Source organism: Arenibacter sp. F20364 (assembly GCF_023015905.1).
Taxonomy (GTDB): domain Bacteria; phylum Bacteroidota; class Bacteroidia; order Flavobacteriales; family Flavobacteriaceae; genus Arenibacter.
In genome coordinates this window covers 184,951-211,647 of the sequence record NZ_JALKBD010000004.1, presented here as the reverse complement: position 1 = coordinate 211,647, position 26,697 = coordinate 184,951, and the positions used below count along the sequence as shown (strand labels likewise).

Genomic DNA, 26,697 nt, shown 5'->3' with positions numbered 1-26,697 from the left:
TTAGGAAATATGTTAATTAGGGTTTAATCGTCATGTTTTTTTTCATTTGATAACAATCGAGCTTTTCTCACCTTTATTTTTTGTTGGATATCTGTTGGGTAATCGGAATCATCTTCCGCCTCAAAGATCCTTATATTCTGTAACTCATTTGGTTTTATTAAGTCGTCCTGTCTGCAATTTAGTATGGCGGCCGCTGTTTGGACCCCGGAATAACTGGCACCTGCCACTCCATGGGATTGAATACTTGCCCCGCACATAAATAAGTTCTCTATTTCGCTCTTAGCCCTAAACGCAAAGGGACCAATCTGCCTAAATGTCTTTTCTGTTCCATATACATTACCGTTGGTCGTATTTACATAATGCTTATTGGTGATCGGAGTCCCCAATTCTTTATGAATAATTTTATCCTTTATACCTGGCAGGGCCCGTTCCAAGGTATTTATCATTTTACAGGTCAATAGTTCCTTGAATTCCATATACTCCTTTGACCGTAGGTTGCTTTCTTTATTAAATTTGGAAAATGAATCGGGATTGATATAAGTTATTACTTCCAGACTGTGGTATTTCCCATCATAACTTGTGGGGTCTTTGAGCGTGGTACAGCTAACGAACAAACCAGGAAACACTTTGCCAATGCTGATATCAACAGCAGTCATCTCCTCATAAATACCATCCATATCCCTATTGTCCATCATCCATATATTTCCCGAGTCCATTCCTAATTTTCTGACGTCTGCATCAACGGTAAGAAAAAGCATTAGGGAACTACAGGAATACTTCGTTTTATTGAGTTTTTTAAGAAGCTTTGCACTTAGGTTTTGTGCTTTCACCAAGTTTAAATAGGTAATCCCGGGATCGGCATTGGAAATGATTCTGGACGCAAATATTTTCTCGCCATTTTCCAGTTCCACACCTATGGCTTTTTTCTTTTTGTCACCTTCCAAAAGAATGCTTTTTACTGCCGTTCCAGTACGTATGGTCCCGCCATTTTTCTGTAGTGCCTTGGTCATAGCTTTTACTATGGCAGCTCCGCCGCCCATGGGGTAGTAACCCCCGCTAAAATAGTGGCCCATTACAGCGCAGTGCAAAGGAAAACTTGCCCTGGCAGGAGCTAGACCATGGTCTCCCCATTGAATATTGAGCACTTTTTGAAGTAGGGGGTCCTTTATATGCCAGTTAATAACACGCTTTAGGCTAAACATTGCATACTTGCCCATATGCTTGGTTCTATAGGGGATGGTGATATGGTCCCAAAATCCATTAATTTTCGGAATCAGTTGTATTTGACGGGAAACATTACGGACTAACTTCAAATAATGGTATATGCGCTTTTTTTCCTTAGGGAACCTTTTGGCGAGGGAAGTGTTCAGATCATTAAAATTGCCAGGCAGGTCTATTCTATCTTCTCCAATGAAGCAATGCTCATATCCTTCGGGATTCATTCTAAAAAAGACCAAATCATTGGCTATCCCCAAGCCTTCATATAGGACCCTAGTTGATTCCCCTTCCCCGAGCAGACCAATATAATGTACTCCGGGCGAAAATCGGTGGCCGTTTAAATAAAAGCTGTGGCACCAGCCACCGGGGACATCGTGTTGCTCCAATACCAATACACGATGCCCTGCTTTTGATAGACAAATGGCAGCGGACAACCCACCAGCACCAGAACCAATAATAATCGTATCTATATTTTGATGTACTTTATTTTTTATGTCCATAGTATAGATATAGAATATTCTGGGTTGCTGGTACTGCCCAATATTATTTCAATTAATTTCCCTGTCCTTTTTTTTGAAAGTAATGTTGGTCCTCCAAATTTAATTCTAAATCACTTATGACCATGTTCTTACCAGGCCTAAGTTTAAAAAGATAAAGAACTAAAAGTAAGGAAATAACTAGATAAAAAATATTGGGATTCAACCTATAGGCAATAGTGCTAAATATTACTGCACCTTCTACAAAGGCAAATCTTACAATGCATGCCTGCAGATAAAGTACTAATTTACCATTTAAAGAATTAAGTTTAGTAATGTCCTGTAGCTGTTTTCTGAACAGAAAGTTGCTTATAAAATAACTCAGCATGGCAATGGTGGGGACAAGGAATACAAAAACATCTTTGCCATTGGAAAAACCAATCAAAAAACCTTCTCCGGTTACATAAATGTAAATGATAAACAGCAATGCCCCGACAAGCAAGGCGGCGTGTATGAATATAAGGGTTTCAAGGTAGGCCTTAGGGGTTAACTTTTTTTCTTTTTTATTGTTCATGGGGGCTTCTTAAGAGGGAAGAAATTTTAGTTGGACTAAAAATAGGCAAATATTTAATCACCTAACATGTTCCTTAAATAAAAGAACCGCTCCAATAGAGCGGTTCTTCGTTTTTGCTTCATTACGAAGCATGAGCTTGAGTTAGTCAATCTTCACTAAAAACAATACTTGTTCTCAGCCTTGAGTTTTTCTGCAATTGTATTTCGTAGTTCAACTACATTGGGTTGATTTGTATATTTCGTAAATCGTTTTAGCCCCATAAGCATCATCCGTTGCTCATCACCTTCTGCCATTGAAACTATGGCCTCCTTGCCATTTTTTATAACAGTGTCCACTGCATTGTACAAGTACAATTTGGACATAGCTATCTGTTCTTTTTGAGCAGCTTCACCAAATCGTTTTACATTTTTTTCCGTTCTTAGGATTGCTGATTCCGCCAAATAAATTTCTATTAAAATATTGGATGCAGCCAACAGTAACATTTGATGTTCATCCAAGGCTGGACCAAATTTTTGAACAGCAGATCCGGCAACCATTAAGAATACTTTCTTAAGTTTTGCTACCATTTCTTTCTCTTCCGACAACATTTCGGAATAATCCGGGATATCAAATGAGGGTATGCCCATTAGTTCATTCCCAACTGCAGTAGCTGGACCTAAAAGGTCCACATGACCTTTCATGGCTTTCTTCACTAATAGCCCAACAGACAACATTCTGTTGATTTCATTGGTGCCTTCATAAATCCTTGCTATACGCGCATCTCTCCATGCAGCTTCCATAGGGGTCTCCTCGGAGAAGCCCATACCGCCAAAAATCTGTATACCCTCGTCCGAGCAGTTCTGTACGTCTTCCGATACGGCAACTTTTAATATGGAACATTCAATGGCATATTCCTCAACTCCTTTAAGTTCGGCTTCTTGATGGCTATTACCGGCCGCTAAGCGCATGGCAATACGGTCCTCAATATTTTTGGCAGCTCTGTATGAGGCAGCTTCCCCGGCATATAAACTGGTTGCCATTTCCGCTATTTTCGATTTTATAGCTCCGAAATCGGCAATGGCAGTTTTAAACTGCTTACGCTCGGTAGCATATCTTATGGAGTTGGTGGTAATACGTCTTTGGGAATCCAAACAGGCAGCAGCCAATTTAATCCGTCCGATATTTAAGGCGTTCATGGCAATTTTAAACCCATTACCTCTCTCCGAAAGCATATTTTCTACGGGGACCACCGTATCATTAAAGAATACCTGTCTGGTAGAGGAGGCCCTAATTCCCAATTTATGTTCTTCCTCACCTAAAGTAATACCATTGCTAGGGTCGTTTTCAACTATAAAGCCGGTGATATTTTTGTCATTTTCAATTCGTGCAAAAACAATAAATAATTTGCAGAACCCTGCGTTGGAAATCCACATTTTCTGGCCATTGATTTTGTAGCTTTTGCCATCTGAGGATAGGGTAGCGGTGGTTTTGCCCGAATTGGCATCGCTACCGGCACCTGGTTCCGTTAAACAGTAAGCGCCGAACCATTCGCCACTAGCTAATTTTGGAACATATTTTTGCTTTTGGGTTTCGGTACCGTATAAAGTAATGGGCATGGTCCCAATACCGGTATGTGCACCAAAGGCCGTACTAAACGAACCGCTTCCACTAGATATATATTCGCAAACGATCATGGTAGAAATAAAGCCCATTCCCAGTCCGCCATAGGCTTCAGGAACAGCAACACCCAAAAAGCCCATTTCTCCTGCCTTGGTCATTACCTCCTGTGTCAGGGCATAATCCTTGGCTTCGAAACGATCCCGATTGGCTACAATCTCCCGATCGTTGAACTCAATAACGGAGTCGCGCATCATTTTTTGCTCTTCGGAAAAATCCTCAGGCGTAAAAATATCTTCGCAATTGGTTTCCTTTACAAGGAATTGTCCGCCCCGCAATATTTCTTTAGTTGTTGTTTCTGTACTCATTGTTTGTAATATTAAGTTTTATAGTAAGTATTGAAGGATACCTTGAAAAAATAATCGCTTCAATATTTTTGTCTTTTGTTTTCTAATTTAAAAATTCAAATATACCCGCAGCTCCCTGACCGGTACCTACGCACATGGTCACCATGCCGTATTTTCCTTTCATATCCCTCTTTCTCATCTCATCGAATAGTTGAACGGACAACTTGGCTCCGGTACAGCCCAACGGGTGGCCTAGGGCAATTGCCCCCCCATTTACATTGACTATATCATTGTTTAGGTCTAGCTCTCGAATTACAGCCAATGACTGGGAGGCGAAAGCTTCGTTGAGCTCTATCAATTCAATATCGTTCTGTTTAAGCCCCGCTTGTTTTAGGGCTTTTGGAATTGCTTTTACAGGGCCAATTCCCATAATTCTGGGTTCAACTCCGGCTGCGGCATAGTTGACCAATCTTGCAATTGGTTCCAATTTTAGCTCCTTTACCATATCTTCACTCATGACCAGTACAAAAGCCGCACCGTCACTCATTTGTGAGGAATTCCCGGCAGTAACACTTCCACCTGCGGCGAAAACCGGACGCAGTCCTGCCAGAGCTTCCTTGCTGGTTCCTTTTCGCGGTCCCTCATCTTTGGTGACTGTGTATTTTTTTGTAGCCCTCTTTCCGTTATCATCAACGTATGTCTGTTCTACCTCAATAGGGACTATCTGACTTTGAAAACGATCCTCGGCCTGTGCCCTAAGCGCTTTCATGTGTGAGTTATAGGCAAACTCGTCCTGATCCTCACGGGACACATTAAATTGTTTGGCTACCGCTTCCGCCGTATTTCCCATACCCCAGTAATAATCTTCGTGTCCGGCCTTTGCAAGGTCATAGTTGAGCTCCGTTTTATAACCGGTCATAGGAACGGCACTCATGCTTTCTGCTCCACCTGCAATAATACAATCGGCCATACCTGCTTGTATTTTGGCGGTGGCAATACCGATAGTTTCTATTCCAGAGGAACAAAATCTATTGACCGTAACCCCAGGGACATCCACAATATTAAGTCCCATTAAGGAAATTAATCGGGCCATGTTAAGGCCTTGCGAACCTTCTGGCATAGCATTGCCGACGATTACATCATCTATTCGCTTTTTGTCCAATTGAGGCAGCTCATTCATCATATACGCTATGGTTTCGGCAGCCAATTCATCCGTTCTTTTAAAACGGAAAACACCTTTTGGAGCTTTTCCTACTGCAGTCCTATATGCTTTTACTATAAATGCTTGTTTGTTCATAGTTCTATTTTTGTTTTGAATTTGAGATTTTAGACTGCTAGATGCTAGAGTCTAGACCTTACTTACCTAAATTGTCGATAAATGAGGCAATCATTTTTTGAATTTGCAAAATTTTAGTTTCAAGTTCTTCGAACTTCCCTTCATCCAAATATTTTTCATTGTACGAAACAATTAATTGAGTTTCCCATTCGAAAGCAGAACCCAGACTATTCTCTAAATATTTAATAAAATGTCTATTTGTACTTTTACTAGAACCTTCAGAAATATTTGATGGAATGGAAACCGCAGATCTGTTCATTTGACTTATTAAATTAAACCTTTCATAATCCGCATAAGTTCGTGTAAGCTTATAGTTTTTACTTACAATTTCCATCCCCTCTTGCCAAATTTTCAATTTCTTAAAATTATGTCGTCCCATTTGGTCTAGTCTCTAGGGGCTAATCGTCTATTATCTTAATTTCTTAGAGGCTTCCCTGTCTTCAACATATGTTGTATTCGCTCTAAGGTTTTTCTTTCCGTACACAGGGATAGGAACGCTTCCCGCTCCAGATCCAATAGGTACTGCTCAGTGACCAAAGTTGGTTCCGACAAGTCACCCCCGGCCATTACATAGGCTAATTTGTTGGCAATCTTATGGTCGTGTTCGCTTATATAATTGCTGTCTTCCATGGCATCCGTTCCTACCAAAAACATTCCTAAGGCCTGTTTTCCTAAAACCTTAACATCTTTTCTCTTGGGTGGTTGGGTGTAGCCCTGTTCTGCCATTAGTTTGGCGTAAGCTTTGGCTGTTGCAATTTGTCGGTCCTTGTTTACGACCACTATATCTTTCCCTTTTTCCAAAACACCCATATCGAAAGCCTCATAAGCTGAAGTTGAAACTTTGGCCATCCCTATGGTGAGGAAATATTCTTGAAGCACATTAAGTTCCACGTCATTTTTTCTAAAGGTATCCGATGCCCTTAAGGCCATTTCCTTGGAACCACCACCACCTGGGATAACCCCAACTCCAAATTCTACCAGTCCCATATAGGTTTCGGCTGCAGCAACAACCTTATCGGCATGTAAGGACAACTCGCAACCACCACCCAAGGTCATTCCGTGTGGGGCGGAAACAGTAGGAATGGATGAATAACGCATACGCATCATTGTATCCTGAAACATCTTTATGGCCATGTTAAGCTCATCGTATTCCTGTTCCACGGCCATCATAAATATCATTCCAATATTGGCGCCAACAGAAAAGTTGGGAGCCTGGTTGCCCACCACTAGACCTTGAAAATCTTTTTCAGCTAGATCAATGGCCTTGTTGAGTCCGGCCAAAACATCGCCACCAATGGTGTTCATTTTGGACTGGAATTCCACGTTCAATATACCATCGCCCAAATCCTCAATAACAACTCCCGAGTTCTTCCAAACCTCCTTGGATTTTCTAATGTTGTCCAAGATGATAAAGGAATCCTGACCTGGTATTTTCTCCATCGCCTTTTTGGGGATGTCGTAATAATAGGTTGCCCCCTCTTTTATCGTGTAGAACGTCTTATTTCCGGAGGATATCATTTCGGTAATCCAAGCTGCTGGTTGAAAACCTTCGGCCTTCATCATTTCAATACCTTTTTCAACACCTATGGCATCCCAAATTTGAAAGGGTCCATGTCCCCAGGCAAAACCCGCTTTCATGGCATCATCTATTTTATATAACTCTCCCGTTATTTCGGGGATCCTATTGGAAGCATATTCAAATAAGGAAGAAAAACTTTTTCTGTAAAAGGCGCCTGCCTTGTCCTTTCCGGAAACCAACACCTTAAATCGGTCGATTACATTTTCTATGGATTTGGTGAGTTCAAGGGTGGCGAAACTAGCCTTTTTACTGGGCCTGTATTCCATGGTGTTAAGGTCCAAGGCCAATATTTCCCGACCTTCTTTTTTATAAAACCCTTGACCTGTTTTACTTCCGAACCATTTGTTTTCCATCATTTTTACGATAAAATCCGGAAGTGTAAATTGTTCCCGCCTTTCATCGTCCTTACAGTTTTCCGCAATACCGTTGGCTACGTGAACCAAAGTGTCCAAGCCAACAACGTCTACGGTGCGGAAGGTGGCCGATTTAGGCCTGCCTATTACCGGTCCTGATAGTTTATCGATCTCTTCTACGGTAAGGCCCATTTCCTTTACGGCATGGAACAGACTCATGATGCTAAAGGTTCCTATTCTATTGCCTATAAATGCAGGAGTGTCTTTGGCTACAACCGAGGTCTTGCCTAAAAACTGTTCCCCATAGCCATTTAAAAAGTCCAATACCTCCGTGGAAGTTTTTGGCCCCGGAATTATTTCAAAAAGTTTTAGGTAGCGGGCCGGATTAAAAAAATGGGTTCCGCAGAAATGTTTTTGGAAATCTTCACTTCTTCCCTCACTCATAAATTTTATGGGTATACCCGAGGTGTTCGAAGTAATTAAAGTACCAGGTTTTCTGTGCTTGTCCAGTTTTTCAAAAACTAATTTCTTGATATCCAAACGTTCTACTACCACTTCAATGATCCAATCTACCTGTCCAACTTTGGAAATGTCGTCCTCAAGATTCCCGGTCGAGATTCTCTGGGCAAAATTTTGATGATAGATAGGGGAGGGTTTGGATTTTAATGCAGCGGCCAAAGAATCGTTTACCAATCTATTCCTAACAACCTTATCCTCTAGGGTAAGGCCATTGGCTTTTTCTTTATCATTAAGTTCCCGTGGTACAATATCCAAAAGCAATACCTCCACTCCTATGTTGGCGAAATGGCAGGCTATACCGCTTCCCATAATACCTGAACCAATGACTGCTACTTTTTTAATGTGTTTGTTCATCAATAAAAAGGTGTTAACTAGTTTTTAAATATTCTTAATAAATTTTCTTTTCGGCAATTAATTTGTTGATGACCTCTGTTACTTCAAAAAAAGTATTTAGTTTTTCAGTGGGCACATGTGCCCTTACCACATCGTTAAAACGTAGTACCACATCTTTTGAATCCTTCCTTTTTTCCAGGCCAAAAGCTGTAAGATGTATCAGAACACCTCTGCCATCATTGGGGTTGGGCCTACGTTCAATCAGCCCTTTTTCCTCCATACTTTTTAATATTCGCGAGAGACTAGTGGCTTCCATTCCCATTTTAGGGCCAAGGGCCGTGGACGGGGTACCTGTTTTTGGGTCTATGCTCAATAAGGTAAATCCTACGGCCATAGTGCTGTTAAATTTTCTCGCCTCTTCATTATACATCTTTGTTACTGCTTGCCAGGTGGCTCGGAGCGCGTAATCTATCGTTATTTCGTGCATGCTGTTTTGTTGGTTCTTCCAAAGATATAAAAATATATTATGCATGCATAATATATTTTAAAAAAAATAAGTGGACTAAAAAATAAAACAGCTTCCTGTCATAGAAGCTGTTTTCAAATTAATATATGGTAATCTGTTAGTGCTCGTATATGTCATTGTATAGATCCATATATTTTTCCTTTACTATTTTTCGTTTTAGTTTCATGGTAGGGGTAAGGTGCCCTTCCTCTATACTCCAAATGTCCGGTGTAAGTCTAAATTGTTTTACTTTTTCCCATTTGGCGAAACTTTCATTGGCAGCATCCACTTCCTCTTGGAACCTGGCTTTTACTTTTTCATTTTTGACCATTTGTTCATTGTCGCCAACCTCTATATTATGCATTTTGGCCCAATCTTGTACAAATTGAAAATCTGGTTGTATAAGGGCCGCGGGCATTTTTTCCCCTTCACCAATCACCATTATTTGTTCTATGAATCTGGATTGTTTAAACCTGTTTTCCAAAAGTTGGGGTGCAACATATTTACCTCCCGATGTTTTAAACATCTCTTTCTTTCTGTCGGTGATTTTAAGAAAACCGTCTGTATCTATTTCACCGATATCCCCTGTGTGAAAATAACCATCCTTGATTACCTCGGCTGTTTTTTCACTATCCTTATAATAGCCCAACATCACTTGGGGGCCTTTAACGCATATTTCCCCGTCTTCTGCAATTTTTACCTCGGTATTACCCAATAATTTCCCAACTGTCCCTATTCTAAATCCGCCATCCCTCATATCGTTTACAGAAACTACCGGCGAGGTTTCCGTAAGTCCGTAACCTTCCATCACTCCAAATCCAGCCGCATTAAAAATACGTGCCAATCGCGGTTGCAATGCAGCGCTACCTGAAGATATTAATGAAAGATTTCCTCCAAGACCTTCTTTCCACTTACTGAAAATTAATTTTCTGGCCAAGGCCAACTTTTGTTCGTACCACCAACCGTTTTGTCCATAAGGTTCATATTTTAGACCAACTTCAACGGCCCAAAAAAATAATTTCTTTTTAATGCCGGTGAGGGCAGTTCCCTTGGCGATAATTTTATCGTATACCTTTTCCAATAATCTAGGTACTGCAGTCATGACATGGGGAGCACATTCTTTGAGGTTGTCACTTATTTTGTCCATAGACTCGGCAAAATAAATGGTAACCCCGGCGTATTGATATAAGTATACCATCATTCTTTCGTATATATGGCAGACGGGTAAAAAACTTAGACATGTGGTATTTCCATAATCTATTGGCAGCCGTTTGGAGCTCTCGATGGCATTGCACACCACATTGTTGTGGGTCAGCATAACTCCTTTTGGCCTGCCAGTGGTCCCCGAAGTATATATCAAAGTCGCCAAATCATCCGGCTTAACCTTATCCTTGAGTTTTTCAACCTCATTTTGATTGGAGGTATCCGCACCCAATTCCAACATTTCGCTCCAATTTTTGCAATTGGCAAGTTGGTCAAAAGAGTAAACTTCCTTCAAATTCGGTGTATTACCTTTAATAGCATTGACCTTGTCATAGACTTCCTGACAGGAGACAAAGACATATTTGGCCTCCGAATGGTTAAGGACATATGCATAATCTTCTTCTGATATAGTAGGATATATTGGAACGTTTTGTGCTCCTAACTGAAGTATTCCAATGTCCATTATATTCCATTCCGTTCTGTTGGTCATGGAAATAAGGGCAATTTTATCATTTGGTTCAACACCTAGTCGCAATAAAGCCCTACTAATGGCATTTGCCTTGTCTATATATTCCTGGGTGGATGTTGCTACCCATTCTCCATTGTACTTTGTGACTAATGATTTTTTTAAATTGAATTTCTTTAATTGATAGTAAGGAAAATCAAAAAGGCGGGTGATTTCTTGCATATTTAATTTGCTGTTCGTAATCGCAAATTAAGAAAAGGGAACGGTATTTTAAAATCACATTCGTATAAAAAATGTAAAAAAATTATTGAGTCTGTAATTTTAGTTGTAATAAATTACAGATGACCGCAATGATTATTTGGGTAAAAGGGTGTGATTGTGGTATTTAAACTGGTCTTTATAAAGGTGCTGTTTTTTTTATCGCCCTGATTTTCACTCATTTTTAGCAACATGTCACTTCATTTTGGTCAAATGGCAATTTTAGTGAATTGGACCTTCGGTTAATTACATTTGTCGTGCAATTTTGTTGTTTGTATTATTTCTGAGGTTACTTAGCTAAGATTTTAGGGCTTAAATTATTTAAATGATTAAGTTCATTCCATATTACCATTTTTAAGTGACTACCCAGTAAAACTCTATTGAAGTGAAGTAGGTTGTTTTATTGTGAATTACTCTAACTATTACTAACAAATAAACTAAACCAATGAAAAAGCTTTTTGTAACGGCAGTTGTTATTTTTACCATGATTTCCTGTGCCGAAAAAACTAAAGTCCCTGTTTATGCTTGGACGGGAGGACCAGGAGAGGCCACCGACCAAGAACTTGCTGAAAAATTTAAGAACTATAAAGAGAAAGGGATAGATGGGCTCATGTACAATGGAGGCCACGATCCGGAAACCTATAAGCGGGTTGGTAAATTGGTAAAAGGTGCCGGAATGGAATTCCATACTTGGGTACCAACAATGGTGCAAGGTGATAATCCTAAATTACCTGCTGATCTTTATGCTGTAAACAGAAATGGCGAATCAGCTTTTGACAAACCGGCCTATGTTTCATACTACAAATTTCTTTGCCCGAACAAGGAAGGCTCTTTTGAATTTTTGTCCGATTTGTACGGGAGCATTGCGGCTGTGGAAGAAGTAGATGGGATACATTTGGACTATATCCGTTTCCCGGATGTAATCTTGGCGGAAGGTCTTTGGGATAAATATGGATTGGTGATGAACGAGGAATATCCCGTAGCCGATTATTGCTATTGCGACAAATGTGTGGCTGATTTTAAGGAGAAATCCGGAATAGACATAAAAGAGGTTGAAGATCCTTCCCAAGTTCAGGAATGGAAGCAATTTAGATATGATCTAATAACGAATATTGTAAACCGTTTGGTTGAGGTGGTCCACGCCAAAGGGAAAAAGATAAATGCCGCGGTCTTTCCAGGCCCTAGCAATGCCATGAAAATGGTTAGACAGGAATGGAACAAATGGAATTTGGACTCCTTCTATCCTATGAATTATAACGATTTCTATTTAAAAGGTCCTGAATGGGTTGGAGAAATAACCAAGGAAGAGGTAACTTCCGTGAAGGGGCAAAAGCCTATTTATAGTGGACTTTTTATTTGTCCAAACCCTGAGAACAAGACTGAGGAAAATGATCCGGAAAATCACGGCTTGTTGCCCTCTGAAATTGAATCGGCCATAAGGGGCTCCATGGAAAACGGTGCTGCAGGAATATGTCTTTTTACTCCCGAAAGGATGAAGCCAGAACATTGGGAGGCTTTTGATAAGGCTATCCATGCCGATTATTCCAAGAAGTAGAAAGTAAATTAGATTTCCTCTATGGAAGTATGATTATTTATATAAAAATCCCCTGAATAAAAGTCCAACTTCTATTCAGGGGATTTTAATTTGTGGAATTAGAGATGTAGTTTAAATCCTTCGTGGGTAGCTTTGAATCCGATACCTTCATAAAATCGAATGGCATTGGGTCGTAGTTTGTTAGAGGTTAATTGCACCAAATGAACACCTTTATCTTTGGCTCTTTGAATAATCCATTGAAACATTTGTTTGCCGATGCCCTTGCCTGTTTGATCCTCCCTTACATGGACATTTTCTACGAGGCAGCGAATGCCTCCTACATAGGTTAAGTATTGCAGAAAACTTAGTTGAAAAGAGGCTACAACTTCCCCTTCCAAATTCACTACAACCATCAGCTCCTGATTTTTGTCCTCGTCAATAAGATCAAAAGCCCTGTAATACTCCAAAGGAAGAGGGTCTTCGTCCTTCTCACGCAACTGGCCCAAGGTATCACTGGCTATCATTTCTATTATTGTTGGAAGGTCTGCTTTGGTGGCTCTACGAAAGATCATATTTAACCGTTATTTGCCTCCAGCCATTTTCTGGCATTTACAAATGCCTCCAGCCATGGTGAAACCTCATCTTTTCTTCCAGCAGGATAATGTGCCCAGTTCCATTGAAAAATAGAGCGTTCTATATGGGGCATGGTCACCAAATGTCGGCCGGTAACATCACATAACATGGCCGTATTGAAATCACTGCCATTGGGATTTGAAGGATACCCTTCATAACCGTAATTTGCTACAATGTTGTAATTTTCCTTAGAGAGTGGTAGAATAAACTTTCCTTCGCCATGGGAAATCCATACCCCTAAATTAGCCCCTTCCAAACTTGAAAGCATTACCGACTTGTTCTTTTGAACGACCACAGAAGTAAAGCCACTTTCGTGTTTATGGGAATCATTAAAGGTCATTTTTCCATGTTCTGAATGCTCAGAATTGATCAGTTCCAATTCCATAAATAACTGACAACCGTTACAAATGCCTATAGAAAGGGTGTCCGGTCTAGCAAAGAAATTCCTTAATGCGGTATTTGCCTTTTTGTTGTACTTAAAGGCTCCTGCCCAACCTTTGGCACTTCCCAATACATCGGAGTTGGAGAAACCACCTACCGCACCTATAAATTGGATATCTTCCAAGGTCTCCCTTCCCGAAATTAAATCGGTCATATGCACGTCCTTAACATCAAAACCGGCGAGGTACATGGCATTGGCCATTTCGCGTTCCGAGTTACTGCCTTTTTCACGTAGAATGGCCGCTTTAGGTCGCGAATTTACCTTGCTTGGTACTTTGCCATCAAAATGTGCTGGAAAAACGTAGTTTAAGGGTTGTTTTTTATAATTGTTATATCTCTCAAGGGCCAAGTTGTTGGCGGTTTGCCTTTGATCCAATAGGTAGGAGGTTTTAAACCAGGTATCGCGAAGGGAATCAATGTTCAGTCCCATTTCCATCCCCTGATTCTTTATGGTCAGGGTAGGTGTTGTGCTCACCGACCCAATTTTGAAATATTCAATACCTTCATCGGCCAAAATATTTTCTACAGTATTGTCCTTTGCCTGAAAAACGATCCCTGCATTTTCGGAAAACAATAATTTGATGGTATCGGCTTCTCCAATGGAAGTTAGGTCCAAGGTGGCACCTAAATTTATATCGGCAAAGCAAAGTTCCAATAAGGAGGTTATCAATCCACCCGAAGCCACATCGTGCCCGGCCAATATCTTTCCGTCACGGATCAAACCTTGTAAGGTGTTGAATACGGTTTTAAAATTAACCGCATTGTTTATTGATGGGGCCTCATCGCCAACAGTATTCAAAATCTGTGCAAATGAGGATCCTCCTAATTTATAAGAATCCTTGGATAGGTTAATGTAATAAATATCCCCGCCATTTTTTTGTAAGATCGGTTCTACCACCTTGGTAATGTCGGTACAGTTTCCGGCAGCCGAGATGATAACGGTCCCTGGGGCTATAACTTCAGCATCCTTGTAGCGTTGTTTCATGGACAGTGAATCTTTTCCGGTAGGGACATTGATGCCCAATTCTATGGCAAAATTCGAAATGGCCTGTACCGCCTCATAAAGTCTGGCGTCCTCCCCAGGATTTTTACAGGGCCACATCCAGTTGGCGGATAGGGAAACCGAGTCCAGCCCATCTTTTAAAGGGGCCCAAATAATATTGGTCAAGGCTTCAGCGATACTATTTTTACTTCCAGCAGAGGGGTCTATCAATCCTGAAATAGGGGAGTGGCCAATGGAAGTGGCAATTCCTTCCTTTCCTTTGTAATCCAACGCCATAACACCGCAATTGTTCAAGGGTAACTGCAGTGGACCAGCACATTGCTGTTTGGCCACCTTGCCGCCTACACAACGGTCTACCTTATTTGTTAGCCAGTCCTTTGAGGCTACGGCTTCCAATTGCAATACCTGGTCCAAATAATCGTGAAAGTATTCCAGGGAATACGATGGGGCCTTATATTTTCTTGATACAGTGGAATCGTTCATTACGGTTTTTGGCGAGCTCCCGAACATATCGGATAACTCCAAGTCCATTGGACTTTCCCCGGTAGTGGAAGATTTGAAGGTAAAACGTTTATCGCCAGTAACATCACCGACCTCGTACATTGGGGATCGTTCCCTATCCGCAATTCTGTGCAGCATGTCAACATCCTTTTTTCCGATGACCAATCCCATACGCTCCTGGGATTCGTTCCCAATAGTTTCTTTTGCAGAAAGGGTAGGGTCACCTATGGGCAGCTTATCCAAATCTATTTTTCCTCCGGTCTCCTCGACCAACTCGGATAGACAATTTAAATGCCCACCAGCTCCATGGTCGTGGATGGAAACGATGGGGTTATGGTCACCTTCTACCATACCTCTTATGGCGTTCGCAGCCCTTTTTTGCATTTCAGGGTTGGAACGCTGAATGGCGTTCAGTTCAATAGTTGCTCCAAATTCGCCCGTATCGGCACTGGATACTGCTGCACCGCCCATTCCAATGCGATAATTGTCCCCCCCTAGGATTACGATTTTATCGCCCGTTTTGGGAGTGTCTTTTATAGCTTGTTCAGCCTTTCCGTAGCCAATACCACCAGCCTGCATAATTACCTTGTCATACCCTAATTTTCTTCCTTGGGCAGTTCCATGTGTTTCTGTAGCCTCATCATGTTCAAAGGTGAGTACAGATCCTGCAATTAGGGGTTGACCAAATTTGTTTCCAAAATCGGAGGCTCCGTTGGACGCCTTTATTAAAATATCTATAGGGGTTTGGTACAACCAATTCCTTTCGGCCATACCCTTTTCCCAAGACCTGTTTTTTTCCAATCGGGAATAGGCGGTCATGTACACCGCAGTCCCCGCCAAGGGCAAAGAACCCTTTCCACCTGCCAATCTATCCCTAATTTCTCCACCAGCCCCTGTGGCAGCACCGTTGAAGGGCTCTACTGTAGTTGGGAAATTATGGGTTTCAGCCTTTAGGGAAATAACCGATTCAAAGGATTTTTCCTGGTAGAAATCTGGCTTGTCGGCACTCTTTGGGGCAAACTGCACCACTTTAGGCCCCTTAAGAAAGGCTACATTGTCCTTATAGGCCGAAACGATATCCCCGGGATTTTCCTGAGACGTTTTTTTAATAAGCTTAAAAAGTGATGATGGCTTTTCTACTCCATCTATGACAAAGGTCCCATTAAAAATTTTATGTCTACAATGTTCAGAATTCACCTGACTAAACCCAAATACCTCAGAATCTGTAAGTTTACGGCCAATTTTCTCGGAAACTTGTTGTAGATATGCTACCTCTTCATCGCTCAAGGACAATCCTTCCTTTTCATTATATTGGGCAATATCCACTATTTCCAGAATAGGCGCGGGCTTTACATCAACCTTAAAAATATCCTGCGAAAGGGCACTATATTTCTGAGAAAGCATAGGATCGAACCCTTTTTCATCTTTGTCTACCGAAGTAAACTCCTCAATTCTAATAATACCAGAAATACCCATATTTTGGGTTATCTCCGTGGCATTGGTGCTCCATGGGGTAATCATGGCTGCCCTGGGACCAACAAAAAAGGCGTCCAATGACGCCGCGTTTAATTTAGGTTGGTTGCCAAACAACCACGTAAGTTTTACGCTATCTTCTTGGGAAAGGTCGTTTTTGGTCTGTACCGCAAATATCTTAGTGCTAAGGTCTCCGAAGAAATGAATCATTTAATATATAAATTGTAAGGTTGAGAAAGGTGCAAATTTACGGTTTTAATGTGTAATTTTTCATTAGAATAGTTAACAGTTTTAGACAACAATTGTTAATTTCTACAGGAGGTCTATTTTAAAATGTTGCTTACTTTGGTTCTTATTTGGGCTCTATGTGAATCAAAACATGCCCTATGTTGGGTATATCCCTGCGAAGCCTGTCCTTAAGTTTATGGGACAGGTCATGCCCTTTTTTTACGCTAATATTACCGTCTACCTGGGCATGAAGGTCGATATGATATTTTGTACCTGCCTTTCGGATGAAACATTTTTCAGTTCCCAGTATACCATCAACGGTTAAGGAAACCTGGCGAATTTCTTCAATGAGGTCGTCGTACAGATGCTCATCCATTATTTCTCCTAGGGCAGGCCTAAAGATCAAATATCCATTGTAGAAAATAAAAAATGAGGCAGCCAAGGCAGCCCAATCATCTGCTGTTTCATATCCTTTGCCAAAAATAAGGGCTATGGATATTCCAATAAACGCCATTACCGAGGTGATGGCATCACTTCTGTGATGCCAGGCATCTGCCTTTAGGGAGGAGCTGTTGGTTTGGATACTTTTTTTTAACACCACCCTATATGAAATCTCCTTCCACAAAATAATGGCACCCAAAACCAATAAGGTCCAAGGTTTAGGGGTTTTATGGGGAGTTAAAATGTTCGTGATGCTTTCATAAGCTATAATGGTGGCCGAGGTAATCAAAAAGCCAACCACCAAAAAAGTAATTAAGGGTTCAATTTTACCATGACCGTAGGGGTGATTTTCATCGGCCGGTCTTTTGGCGTATTTAAGTCCAAACAAGACCAAGAGAGAGGAGAAAATATCCGTGGTGGATTCAATGGCATCGGCTATTAAAGCATAGGAATTGCCAAAAAAACCAGCCAGACCTTTAACTATGGCCAAAATTATATTTCCAGCAATGCTGAAATAGGTTGTCCTTATGGCTGACTCCTCATTGTTCATTCTTTGCTTAAACTTGATAAAAATTTAAAGGTAAGAAACTTATGGTTCCTTTTTTGCGAGGTTTAGCCATATTAATGGATTCACAGTATTTAAATAAAAATAAATTTCCAAAGATTTCATTTCTCCTTTTCAGTCCTTATTTATCAGTAAATTGTATCTTACGTACAGCACAACAGTTAATCCTTAAATTTTTTACCATGGCTAAGGAATATATCGATATTACAACATTAAAATTCTTATTATACCGGGTTCACGGAGTGGAGGAACTTCTTTCGGAGGAACGTTACCAAGATTACGACAAAGATTCCTTGGACCTGTTTTTAAATGCCATCAAAGAATTTTCCGATCGTGAATTATTTCCCTATTTCAAAGAGATGGACGAAACTCCTGCCGAGTTCAGTGATGGAACCATATTGGTCCATAGGCAGGTAGATGTAATGATGAAGAAAGGCGGGGAAATGGGAATTATTTCAGCTCCTTTTGACTATGGGGAAGGGGGAATGCAGTTGCCGTTTATGGTACACACGGCCTCGGCATATATCCAGGAAGCTGCCAACAATCACCTGCCGGGATATGCTGGGTTGACCCAGGGGGCGGCCGAGCTAATTGTTCATTTTGCCAATGAAGACCTTAAGAAGACCTATGTTCCCAAAATGCTATCCGGCGATTGGGGAGGTACCATGTGCCTTACCGAACCCCAGGCTGGAAGTTCCTTGTCCGATATTACAACCAGGGCAACGCCCACACAAGAAGGCCATTATAAAATAACTGGACAAAAAATATTTATTTCTGGAGGGGATCATGAATATGCCGAAAACATAGTACATCTGTTATTGGCCAGGATTGATGGAGCGCCTTCGGGAACAAAGGGCATTTCCTTGTTTGTAGTGCCTAAATTAAGGGTCGATGTCGATGGTAGTCTACAGAAGAACGATGTGATTACGGTGGCCGATTTCCAGAAAATGGGACAAAAGGGGTATGCGACCACACATCTGGGATTTGGTGATAATGACGATTGCCATGGCTGGTTGGTGGGAAAGGTCCATAAGGGTTTAAAATATATGTTCTTAATGATGAACAGTGCTAGGATAAGTGTTGGACGTGGGGGTGCAGCCATTAGCATGGCCGCCTATCAGGCATCATTGGAGTATGCCAATGAACGTCCCCAAGGACGAAAACTTTCAAGTGATGGAAAGAAAGATCCAGATGAAAATCCTTGCCTGATCATTGAGCATCCAGATGTACGGCGCATGCTCTTATTGCAAAAAGCGATTGCGGAGGGTTCTTTGAGTTTGGTTTTGTTGGCCGCCAAGTATTACGACATCATTCAATCTACCAAAAGCCCGGAAACCAAGGAAAAATACGGTCTGTTATTGGAAATGGTTATTCCTATTGTAAAAACCTATCCTACCGAGGCCGGATCCGTGGCCGTGAGCAATGGACTGCAGGTGTTGGGGGGATATGGATTCTGCTCTGATTTCATTCTTCAACAATACTATCGCGATATAAGGATATTTAGTATTTATGAGGGTACCACAGGAATACAATCCCAAGATTTATTGGGAAGAAAGGTTCCTATGGAGAATGGCAAGGCTTTGGAATTATTATTGACAGAAGTACTGAATACCATTACCTCGGCAATGGAATATGATGAATTGCGGTCATCGGCCAAAATACTGGGAGATAAGATCAAGTTGACCAGGGAGGTTTTGGAATTCTTGATGCCTTTTGCTAAAAAAGGGAATTATGAGCGCTATCTGTCCGATGCAAATTTGTTTATGGAATTTTTGAGCCATGTCGTAATAGCATGGTTATGGCTCGATATAGCAGTTTGTGCTAAACGAAACCTCATGGATGGGGATCAAACTTATTCCCAAGCCTTTTACGAAAGCAAAATCCATACTATGAAATTCTATTTTAAGTATGAGTTGCCTAAGACCACTAGTTTGGCGGAATCGTTGATGCATGCCGATGTACTCACCACGAATACCAAAAAAGAGGTCTTTTAAAAATCATTTTTTGCCTACCCAGGTAGGGTAATTTTCCATTTGGTTGTTTTATTTACAAACAGTGCATATTAAATCACAGTTTAAATAAAACAATGAAGTTATGAAGAGATTACAATTTTTAAGTTTGTCCGTCTTACTTTTTTCAACTGTCGGTACATTAGCCCAAGAAGTGGAATCCAATGAACAGGAAAAGCTGTACTATTATGAACAAAGGGCAAAAGAGGATGCACAATTTGAGCAATCCCAGGAATTGGCTGAAGCAGAGGAAGAGGAATTTTGGGAATCGCAAAAGGAATATGAGCGTGAATTAAAGAAAAGGGATAGAAAGGCCCATAAAGCTTATATGAAAGGTAAAAGGGACGCATATGCGGAACATCGTGAGCATTGTGACTCCCATTGTCATCACAGTCAGCATTACCATACCCATGCCAGCTTTTATTATTACCATAACGACCATTACAGTTATAGAAGCTATCCCAGAAGAACAACGGTTCGCACGGGAGTTGGGATTAGTGTGCCCAGTGTTAGAATTGGACTATAGGTTTTAAAACTTAAAAAGAGGCTGCCCATTACCTTGGACAGCCTCTTTTTTATTTTCATTTTAAAAACTTAGGCTTGTTTTTTTTCCAAAAGGGCCATGTAAAATCCGTCAAAGCCCGTTTTGCAGGAATATATATTATTATCCTTAACAAGAGTAAAATCTTTTCCGGCCTCTGAACTGAGGAATTTCTTTACTTGCTGAATGTTTTCCTGTGGCAAAATGGAGCAAGTTGCGTAGACCAATTTCCCGCCCGGTTTAACAATACGACTGTAATCCTGTAGTATCTGTTGTTGGGTAACCATGATTTTCTCCAAGAAATCGGGTTGTAATTTCCATTTGGCATCAGGGTTTCTTTTTAGGACCCCCAAACCGGTACATGGGGCGTCTATTAGCACCCTGTCTGCGGAGCCATGTAATTTTTTTATCACTTTGGTAGAATCTATAGCCCTGGTTTCCACATTATGGGCCCCATCGCGTTTTGCCCGACGTTTTAATTCCTTTAGTTTGTTGCCGTAAATATCCAAGGCGATCAGCTGGCCTTTATTTTCCATAAGTGCGGCCAAATGAAGCGTTTTCCCACCAGCACCTGCACAGGTGTCTACTACACGTTGGCCAGGTTCCACCTCCAAAAATGGGGCTACCAATTGGGATGAAGCATCCTGTACTTCAAACCAGCCATTCTTAAAGGCCTCGGTAATAAACACATTTGAACGTTCCTTTAGCCTTAAAGCATCTGGATAACCTTTTATGGATTCAGTTTCAATTCCGGCTTCGTGTAGAACACTGCTTAGGTTGTCCTTAGTTGTTTTTAGGGTATTTACTCTAAGAATTACATCTGCCTGCTCATTTAGGGCATGAATTTCTTTGGTCCACAGTGCTTCGCCCAATGCTTTTACACCTAGCTCGTCCATCCAGTCCGGTACAGATTCCTTGAATTTTCTTATTTTGGATAGTTCATCAAATTTTCCTTTGATTCTTCTTTCGGGTGTTGGTTCAATTTGTTTCCAATCGGGTAGTTTAATACCCTTAAGAACGGCCCAAACGGCAAACATTCTAAATAGGTTTGGTCTACTATATGGGGCCTTTACTTCTGCTATCTCGGCATACAATCGTTTCCAGCGCACCATTTCATAAGTGGTTTCTGCAATAAAACCTCTATCCCTGGCTCCCCATCGCTTATCATATTTTAATACCTTTTCCACTACCTTGTCCGCATATTCACCTTCATTAAATATATAATTTAACGCATCAACAACCGCAAACACTAGATTTCTATGTAATCGCATTTTGAAAAATTAAGATTGCAAAGGTATTGTATTAGAACCTATTCCTCTTATTTTTGGTGAAAATTATAAGCATGCGTAACTTTTTGGTGATTCTCATTCTTTTTATTTTAGGCTCATGTTCTGAAATGGACGAAAAGAGAACATTTAATTCTGTAAAAATAGAAACCATTTACACCGATTCCTTAAGCTTTAGGGCAATCGAGATAATGGACGGGGGCAATATGGCATTTGCAGCCAACAATGGCGCTTTTGGTTTGGTAGACCTTAGGTCCAACAAAGTGAGGGTCAATACCCAAAAGTACGACAGTATATTGCCGGAATTTAGGGCTGTAGCACAGAATTCCACCGATTTTTTCATGCTTTCTGTGGGTAATCCGGCCTTATTGTACAAGACTGGAGACAAGGGAAATATGGAATTGGTATACCATGAAGAAGATGAGAAGGTATTTTATGATGCCATGACTTTTTGGAACGATCAGGAGGGCATTGCCGTTGGGGATAGTATGAATGGGTGCCTATCTTTAATTATTACAAGGGATGGCGGCAATACGTGGAAGAAGCTACCTTGTTCTTCCTTACCAAATGCGGAAACCGGGGAAGGGGCTTTCGCGGCCAGTAATACTAACATAAAGGTGTTGGGTAACATGGCATGGATAGCTACTACAAATGGAAATGTGTATTATTCGAACGATAAAGGATTTACTTGGGAAGTAATAAAAACCCCAATAGAAAGTGCCGAAACAACTCAGGGAATTTATTCCATTGATTTTTACGACGAAAATATAGGGGTAGCCATAGGGGGGGACTATACCAAGCCAGAAACTAATAAGGCCAATAAGGCAATGACCTCGGATGGCGGAAAAACATGGAGACTAATCGCCAATGGAGCCCTTCCAGATTATAGGAGCTGTGTACAATTTATACCTAATTCAAAAGGGAAAGCACTAGTTGCAGTGGGCTTTAATGGGGTCGCTTATTCACAGGATACTGGTGAAACATGGAAACAGCTTTCCAATGAGTCCTTTTATACCCTAAGATTCATGAACGATACTATTGCCTATGCTGCGGGAAAGGACAGGATTGCCAAACTTATTTTTAACTGAGATGTCCACCATCCTGAGAGTGTCGATCCTATAATGAATCTCTTATATCCAGGGAGGCTGGGATGGGAGTTACTCGATAAACGATCTGAAACAAGGCTTCTTTCTATGCTTCGAGGGCCTGCCCGGAGGTAGTTACTTGCCACCCCTTTTTTGTCTATATTGTTTAATTAGTTGACGTTTAAAATCCTCTTCCGAACGCATCAACAAGATGGTTTTCTTGGCCGAAATGGTCTTGGAAATTTTATCGATATAGGCTTTTTCCACCATGTGTTTTTCTTCTTCCAACTTTTGCATACGGATAAGAAGTGCACTGGCCTGTGCATCCGATAGCGCATCCAAATTTTTTATCTCGGAACCTATTTCAAAGCGCTCCTCCTTAAACAAATCTTCTTTTTTGGATTGATGCTCATTATATATGGGCCAAAAACTTTGGGCTTCTTTAGGGGAGAGATTTAATCTTTCTGTAATGAAAGCTATTTTTAGGGACTTTATTTTATCCCAATCCTGCCTTTCCTGAGAGCTTAGTGACAAGGTGGCTATTAGGAACAAGAGAGGGGTAAGTATTTTTATTTTTCTAATCATCATTGTGCATATTTAATTCTTCAAAATCTTCAATATGGGAATCCAGGTAATCTATGATATTTTCATTTTCCAGCCTACTTTCCATAATATCGTTCAGATCCAAATCCTGGATTGGAAGTATTTCCACCAAATCATAGGAGGTTAGTTCCAGATCATTAAATTCGAAATATTGGTCAATATCCGAACTGGCCAAATCCGAATAGGATAGTGGTTTATCGCTCTTAAATTGGACCAAAATGAAAAGAAGTACAACGGCTGCCACAGAAGCAGCGGCCAAATAGTGCTTTTTAAACGACTTTAATGGGATTACCTTTGTCTCCAATGCGGTGTTTTGCAGTTGCCCCAAGAGTTTGTCATTTAAATTTTCAAAATAACCTTCCGGAACCTTGAATCCTTCACTTGGAGGCATTGAGGTTTCTTCCTTGGCAACCTTATCCATGATCTTGCCGGAAAGGGTATCAAAATACCCATCAGGAACCTTAAAGCTATTATTTTTATTTAATTTATTCATTTTAATGGTTTGACCTTGAACAATATAAAAGGTTTAATTCTCTTTCAAAAAAGCTTCGATCTTTTTTGATGCCAGATGATAGGAGGCTTTTAATCCACCTACGGAGGTCTCTAAAATTTCAGAAATTTCTTCATATTTAAGCTCCTGAAAATATTTCATATTAAAAATTAATTTTTGTTTTTCAGGAAGTGTTGCAATGGCCATTTGTAATTTAAGCTGAATCTCGTCACCTTCAAAATACACATCGGCCCTTAAATCTTCAACTACCTTATTCATTAACTGTTCGTTATTGATCTTAAGTTTTTGCGATTTTGATTTTAAAAACGACAAGGCTTCATTGGTCGCTATCCTATACATCCAAGAGTATAATTTACTATCACCCTTAAACCCATCGATATTTCTAAATACCTTAATAAAGGTATTCTGCAACACATCATCGGTGTCGTCATGGTTTAATACAATTCTTCTTATATGCCAATACAGACGTTCCTTGTAGGTGTTAACAAGCACCTCAAAAGCCTTGGCCTGATGCTCCTTTTGTTTTAATTGTATTACTAAAGTTTCTTCCGCAATCAACATTTTGGACTTAAGTTCCTTTATAGGACTATAGAAATGGAAAAAGGTTTATTAATGGCTTCATTATTTATTTGTAAGGGATTACTAAGGTACACAAGTTTAGCGAATGCTATATTTTTAAAGGATAAGGCGCTATAGGTAAATTTGTTTTAGTTTTTTAACTATTTTTATGTTTTTACTTGCAAAAAGAAATCAGTTTTATGTTTAATAATTTTAAAATGAAATAATAAGTGACGTTTAATTTGCACGACAGCTGGAAAAAGCTTTTGATGTCCGAGTTTAATAAACCGTATTTTGAATCCCTTATCCTATTTGTTAAACAGGAATATGACGGGCATAGCTGTTACCCTAAGGAGAGCGATATTTTTGCTGCATTTAATCATTGTCACCTAGAGGATACCAAGGTGGTTATTATAGGTCAGGATCCTTATCATGGGCCACAGCAGGCCAATGGCCTATGTTTTTCAGTAAACGAGGGCGTGTCCCACCCACCTTCCCTGGTAAATATATTTCGGGAGATTGAATCCGATTTGGGGAAGCCATATCCGGACAATGGAAATCTGGAACATTGGGCAGACCAAGGAGTCCTATTGCTCAACGCGACCTTAACGGTAAGGGCTCATGAAGCGGGCAGTCACCAAAACAAAGGATGGGAAATTTTTACGGATACCATTATCCGAAAATTATCGGATGAAAAGGAAGGATTGGTATTTTTATTATGGGGCGGTTATGCCAAGAAGAAGGCGAAATTTATCAATGCCAAGAAACATTATATTCTTACTTCCGGACATCCTTCTCCATTAAGTGCCAATAGGGGGTATTGGTTTGGTAATAAACACTTTAGTAAAACAAATAAAATATTATTGGAAAATGGAAAACAAGTAATTAAATGGTAATTATTATTTTAAAGGTTAATTTTAAGACTAAAGGGTGAACTGGCCATAAAGTATCGATCCTATTCCAAATTCCTTGTCCCGAACCTCTTGATGCAAAATAACATTTGTATGACTTTTTTGGTCAAAATTTAAAATGTACAATGAACTAAATATATATTTGTACTTTTTTTGAATTGGTTTCACATAATTTACAAAAGCAGTTGTGATATTAAATATTAATAAGTTAATGAATTCTACTAGATTAAAATGGGTGTTATTGGTTGATGACGACGGAACAACCAATATGCTCAATAAACTTTTTTTAAAAAAACTAATTCCAGATCTGGAAATAGATACTGTTACTGACGGCCATAGGGCGTTGGATTTTATAGAGTCAAATATTAATGATATAGATCAGGGAAGTTTTCTTTTGATTTTGGATATTGAAATGCCCATAATGGACGGATGGCAATTTTTGGAGGCTTTTGATATTCTATTTAGAAAAGAAGAAAAAGAAAAAATTGTAATAGCTGTTTTAACAGCCAATGGTTGCGAAGAGGTTACTTATAAGGCCTTATCCAATCCCCGTGTTAAGGAGTGTCTTCACAAACCTTTATCGGATATTAACTTTAGAAGCATAATCCAAGCCTATTTTTACGATTAGGGGAACATAAGGATGTCGCCTTAATAAATTCAAGTTCTGCTTTTTTTAAGTTCATTTATACAATATCTCCGTTCTAGGAGTTATTTTTTCAATAAGCTTTAAGTCAATTAAAGTATTTTGTACCAATTCCAAATTCTGTTTACTGATATTCCTATGTCCCCAATCGGTTAAGGATAGCCAATGTGTAATATCCTCCAACTGCTGGTTGTAGGTATTGGCCAAAGTACGGTCTATGCTGGGAATTTGCTTAAAATCTGTGGTATATATATTAATAATCTCCAGAATATGGGTCAAAGTGCCTGGATTTTCATTGATAAATTTATCCGTGGCAGCAACTACAAAACAAGGCCAAGGTGTTGGACAATCTGTAATTCTTCTAAATATCCCTTTATCAACCAGAGGTTTTGTAGTGAAGTGTTCCCACATAAAATAGTCGGCCTTGCCCTCCGTTAAACTAGTTACGGCCCCATCTAAATTGTGGACCACCTCGAATTTTAATTCATTGGTGTCCCAGCCTTGGTTTTTGGCATTTACGTAGGCCATGAGATGACTGCCGCTCCCATATCTACTAATGGCGGCGGTCTTATTTCTTAAATCGGTTAAAGTATTATAGTCACTTTTATCGGCTACATGGATACCCCATAAGAGGGGAGTAGCTATGTATTCCTGTACAATTTTTGAGGGATTTCCCTCGGTAATACTTTTTACAATCCCTTCGGTAAGGATAATGGCCAAATCGGTTTTGTTTTCTTTTAGCAATTGGGCCATTTTACCGGTTCCTTCCGGAATATCCTTCCATATTAATTTAATTCCACGCGCCTCAAAAGCTCCTTCCTCAATAGCTAATTGCCAAGGAAAATTAAAGTGTTCGGGAACTCCAATGATGCTTACATTTTTCAAATCAACTTATTTTTTTGTTGGTTAACTTATTAGGAGTATGTGCTCTAAGATATCGTTTAATGTTTTATTGTAAATTAAACAAC

General features: G+C 40.1%; 22 protein-coding genes. 6 read left to right on the top strand and 16 right to left on the bottom strand.

Going from position 1 to position 26,697, the window contains the following annotated elements; genetic code table 11:
* Positions 1-23: 23 nt before the first annotated feature.
* The 8 genes from MWU84_RS04850 to MWU84_RS04815 form a co-directional block, all read right to left on the bottom strand.
* Positions 24-1,718, bottom strand: a complete 1,695-nt coding sequence (locus MWU84_RS04850) for an NAD(P)/FAD-dependent oxidoreductase (protein ID WP_246898898.1) — start codon at positions 1,716-1,718, stop codon at positions 24-26.
* A 52-nt stretch (positions 1,719-1,770) separates the two neighbouring features.
* Positions 1,771-2,268, bottom strand: a complete 498-nt coding sequence (locus tag MWU84_RS04845; RefSeq protein ID WP_246898896.1) for a hypothetical protein — start codon at positions 2,266-2,268, stop codon at positions 1,771-1,773.
* A gap of 155 nt (positions 2,269-2,423) precedes the next feature.
* Positions 2,424-4,232, bottom strand: a complete 1,809-nt coding sequence (locus MWU84_RS04840; protein WP_246898894.1) for an acyl-CoA dehydrogenase family protein — start codon at positions 4,230-4,232, stop codon at positions 2,424-2,426.
* Between the two features lie 82 nt (positions 4,233-4,314).
* The gene (locus MWU84_RS04835) at positions 4,315-5,508 is read right to left on the bottom strand and encodes an acetyl-CoA C-acyltransferase (protein WP_031444385.1); all 1,194 of its coding nucleotides are present in this window, start codon (positions 5,506-5,508) and stop codon (positions 4,315-4,317) included.
* Between the two features lie 58 nt (positions 5,509-5,566).
* Positions 5,567-5,902 carry a four helix bundle protein gene (locus MWU84_RS04830; RefSeq protein ID WP_246898892.1) on the bottom strand — a complete coding sequence of 112 codons (336 nt, stop codon included), beginning with the start codon at positions 5,900-5,902 and terminating at the stop codon, positions 5,567-5,569.
* A 59-nt stretch (positions 5,903-5,961) separates the two neighbouring features.
* Positions 5,962-8,352, bottom strand: a complete 2,391-nt coding sequence (locus MWU84_RS04825; RefSeq protein WP_246898890.1) for a 3-hydroxyacyl-CoA dehydrogenase/enoyl-CoA hydratase family protein — start codon at positions 8,350-8,352, stop codon at positions 5,962-5,964.
* 34 nt (positions 8,353-8,386) lie between these two features.
* A complete protein-coding gene (locus tag MWU84_RS04820; protein WP_246899055.1) occupies positions 8,387-8,818 on the bottom strand; it encodes a MarR family transcriptional regulator in 432 nt (143 codons plus the stop codon).
* Positions 8,819-8,954: 136 nt separating this feature from the next.
* The gene (locus MWU84_RS04815; protein WP_246898888.1) at positions 8,955-10,727 is read right to left on the bottom strand and encodes an AMP-dependent synthetase/ligase; all 1,773 of its coding nucleotides are present in this window, start codon (positions 10,725-10,727) and stop codon (positions 8,955-8,957) included.
* Between the two features lie 481 nt (positions 10,728-11,208).
* Between MWU84_RS04815 and MWU84_RS04810 the strand changes: the two genes are divergently transcribed.
* Positions 11,209-12,318, top strand: coding sequence for a hypothetical protein (locus tag MWU84_RS04810; RefSeq protein ID WP_246898886.1), 1,110 nt, complete (start codon positions 11,209-11,211; stop codon positions 12,316-12,318).
* Positions 12,319-12,416: 98 nt separating this feature from the next.
* Here MWU84_RS04810 and MWU84_RS04805 read toward each other — a convergent pair whose 3' ends face one another.
* The 3 genes from MWU84_RS04805 to MWU84_RS04795 form a co-directional block, all read right to left on the bottom strand.
* Complete coding sequence (locus MWU84_RS04805) at positions 12,417-12,869, bottom strand: GNAT family N-acetyltransferase (RefSeq protein WP_246898884.1); 453 nt, start codon at positions 12,867-12,869, stop codon at positions 12,417-12,419.
* A gap of 2 nt (positions 12,870-12,871) precedes the next feature.
* A complete protein-coding gene (purL, locus tag MWU84_RS04800) occupies positions 12,872-16,558 on the bottom strand; it encodes a phosphoribosylformylglycinamidine synthase (RefSeq protein WP_246898881.1) in 3,687 nt (1,228 codons plus the stop codon).
* 142 nt (positions 16,559-16,700) lie between these two features.
* Positions 16,701-17,567, bottom strand: coding sequence for a cation diffusion facilitator family transporter (locus MWU84_RS04795; protein ID WP_246898879.1), 867 nt, complete (start codon positions 17,565-17,567; stop codon positions 16,701-16,703).
* Positions 17,568-17,764: 197 nt separating this feature from the next.
* On the opposite strand from MWU84_RS04795, the gene MWU84_RS04790 reads away from it, so the two are divergent.
* Both MWU84_RS04790 and MWU84_RS04785 read left to right on the top strand, forming a co-directional pair.
* Entirely contained in the window at positions 17,765-19,576 is a 1,812-nt protein-coding gene (locus MWU84_RS04790) for an acyl-CoA dehydrogenase (RefSeq protein WP_246898876.1), read from the top strand.
* 100 nt (positions 19,577-19,676) lie between these two features.
* Positions 19,677-20,117: a hypothetical protein gene (locus MWU84_RS04785; RefSeq protein WP_246898873.1), complete on the top strand. Its 441-nt coding sequence runs from the start codon at positions 19,677-19,679 to the stop codon at positions 20,115-20,117.
* A gap of 68 nt (positions 20,118-20,185) precedes the next feature.
* Here MWU84_RS04785 and MWU84_RS04780 read toward each other — a convergent pair whose 3' ends face one another.
* The gene (locus tag MWU84_RS04780; protein WP_246898871.1) at positions 20,186-21,403 is read right to left on the bottom strand and encodes a methyltransferase domain-containing protein; all 1,218 of its coding nucleotides are present in this window, start codon (positions 21,401-21,403) and stop codon (positions 20,186-20,188) included.
* A gap of 71 nt (positions 21,404-21,474) precedes the next feature.
* Here MWU84_RS04780 and MWU84_RS04775 point away from each other — a divergent pair, with 71 nt between their 5' ends.
* Entirely contained in the window at positions 21,475-22,506 is a 1,032-nt protein-coding gene (locus MWU84_RS04775) for an oxidoreductase (RefSeq protein ID WP_246898869.1), read from the top strand.
* A gap of 132 nt (positions 22,507-22,638) precedes the next feature.
* Here MWU84_RS04775 and MWU84_RS04770 read toward each other — a convergent pair whose 3' ends face one another.
* The 3 genes from MWU84_RS04770 to MWU84_RS04760 are packed head-to-tail and all read right to left on the bottom strand — an operon-like array spanning position 22,639 to position 24,178.
* A complete protein-coding gene (locus tag MWU84_RS04770; RefSeq protein ID WP_246898866.1) occupies positions 22,639-23,091 on the bottom strand; it encodes a hypothetical protein in 453 nt (150 codons plus the stop codon).
* Positions 23,081-23,599, bottom strand: coding sequence for a hypothetical protein (locus tag MWU84_RS04765; RefSeq protein ID WP_246898864.1), 519 nt, complete (start codon positions 23,597-23,599; stop codon positions 23,081-23,083). The genes MWU84_RS04770 and MWU84_RS04765 overlap by 11 nt, the downstream gene beginning before the upstream one ends.
* Positions 23,600-23,632: 33 nt before the next feature.
* Complete coding sequence (locus MWU84_RS04760; RefSeq protein ID WP_246898861.1) at positions 23,633-24,178, bottom strand: RNA polymerase sigma factor; 546 nt, start codon at positions 24,176-24,178, stop codon at positions 23,633-23,635.
* Positions 24,179-24,405: 227 nt separating this feature from the next.
* Between MWU84_RS04760 and MWU84_RS04755 the strand changes: the two genes are divergently transcribed.
* Together MWU84_RS04755 and MWU84_RS04750 are read left to right on the top strand one after the other, a co-directional pair.
* Positions 24,406-25,071, top strand: coding sequence for a uracil-DNA glycosylase (locus MWU84_RS04755; protein ID WP_246898859.1), 666 nt, complete (start codon positions 24,406-24,408; stop codon positions 25,069-25,071).
* A 226-nt stretch (positions 25,072-25,297) separates the two neighbouring features.
* A complete protein-coding gene (locus MWU84_RS04750; protein ID WP_246898857.1) occupies positions 25,298-25,714 on the top strand; it encodes a response regulator in 417 nt (138 codons plus the stop codon).
* Positions 25,715-25,765: 51 nt separating this feature from the next.
* On the opposite strand, the gene MWU84_RS04745 is transcribed toward MWU84_RS04750, so the two are convergent.
* The gene (locus MWU84_RS04745) at positions 25,766-26,614 is read right to left on the bottom strand and encodes a substrate-binding domain-containing protein (protein ID WP_246898855.1); all 849 of its coding nucleotides are present in this window, start codon (positions 26,612-26,614) and stop codon (positions 25,766-25,768) included.
* Positions 26,615-26,697: the final 83 nt, after the last annotated feature.

Excerpts from the sequence above, each read along its gene's own strand:
- MWU84_RS04750 (WP_246898857.1), top strand. The coding sequence starts at position 25,298 with ATGAATTCTACTAGATTAAAATGGGTGTTATTGGTTGATGACGACGGA.
- MWU84_RS04765 (WP_246898864.1), bottom strand. The coding sequence starts at position 23,599 with ATGAATAAATTAAATAAAAATAATAGCTTTAAGGTTCCTGATGGGTAT.
- MWU84_RS04820 (WP_246899055.1), bottom strand. The coding sequence starts at position 8,818 with ATGCACGAAATAACGATAGATTACGCGCTCCGAGCCACCTGGCAAGCA.
- MWU84_RS04785 (WP_246898873.1), top strand. The coding sequence starts at position 19,677 with ATGAAGAGATTACAATTTTTAAGTTTGTCCGTCTTACTTTTTTCAACT.
- MWU84_RS04805 (WP_246898884.1), bottom strand. The coding sequence starts at position 12,869 with ATGATCTTTCGTAGAGCCACCAAAGCAGACCTTCCAACAATAATAGAA.
- MWU84_RS04795 (WP_246898879.1), bottom strand. The coding sequence starts at position 17,567 with ATGAACAATGAGGAGTCAGCCATAAGGACAACCTATTTCAGCATTGCT.
- MWU84_RS04770 (WP_246898866.1), bottom strand. The coding sequence starts at position 23,091 with ATGATGATTAGAAAAATAAAAATACTTACCCCTCTCTTGTTCCTAATA.
- MWU84_RS04840 (WP_246898894.1), bottom strand. The coding sequence starts at position 4,232 with ATGAGTACAGAAACAACAACTAAAGAAATATTGCGGGGCGGACAATTC.
- MWU84_RS04850 (WP_246898898.1), bottom strand. The coding sequence starts at position 1,718 with ATGGACATAAAAAATAAAGTACATCAAAATATAGATACGATTATTATT.
- MWU84_RS04790 (WP_246898876.1), top strand. The coding sequence starts at position 17,765 with ATGGCTAAGGAATATATCGATATTACAACATTAAAATTCTTATTATAC.
- purL (WP_246898881.1), bottom strand. The coding sequence starts at position 16,558 with ATGATTCATTTCTTCGGAGACCTTAGCACTAAGATATTTGCGGTACAG.
- MWU84_RS04810 (WP_246898886.1), top strand. The coding sequence starts at position 11,209 with ATGAAAAAGCTTTTTGTAACGGCAGTTGTTATTTTTACCATGATTTCC.
- MWU84_RS04825 (WP_246898890.1), bottom strand. The coding sequence starts at position 8,352 with ATGAACAAACACATTAAAAAAGTAGCAGTCATTGGTTCAGGTATTATG.
- MWU84_RS04760 (WP_246898861.1), bottom strand. The coding sequence starts at position 24,178 with ATGTTGATTGCGGAAGAAACTTTAGTAATACAATTAAAACAAAAGGAG.
- MWU84_RS04845 (WP_246898896.1), bottom strand. The coding sequence starts at position 2,268 with ATGAACAATAAAAAAGAAAAAAAGTTAACCCCTAAGGCCTACCTTGAA.
- MWU84_RS04835 (WP_031444385.1), bottom strand. The coding sequence starts at position 5,508 with ATGAACAAACAAGCATTTATAGTAAAAGCATATAGGACTGCAGTAGGA.
- MWU84_RS04780 (WP_246898871.1), bottom strand. The coding sequence starts at position 21,403 with ATGCGATTACATAGAAATCTAGTGTTTGCGGTTGTTGATGCGTTAAAT.
- MWU84_RS04775 (WP_246898869.1), top strand. The coding sequence starts at position 21,475 with ATGCGTAACTTTTTGGTGATTCTCATTCTTTTTATTTTAGGCTCATGT.
- MWU84_RS04815 (WP_246898888.1), bottom strand. The coding sequence starts at position 10,727 with ATGCAAGAAATCACCCGCCTTTTTGATTTTCCTTACTATCAATTAAAG.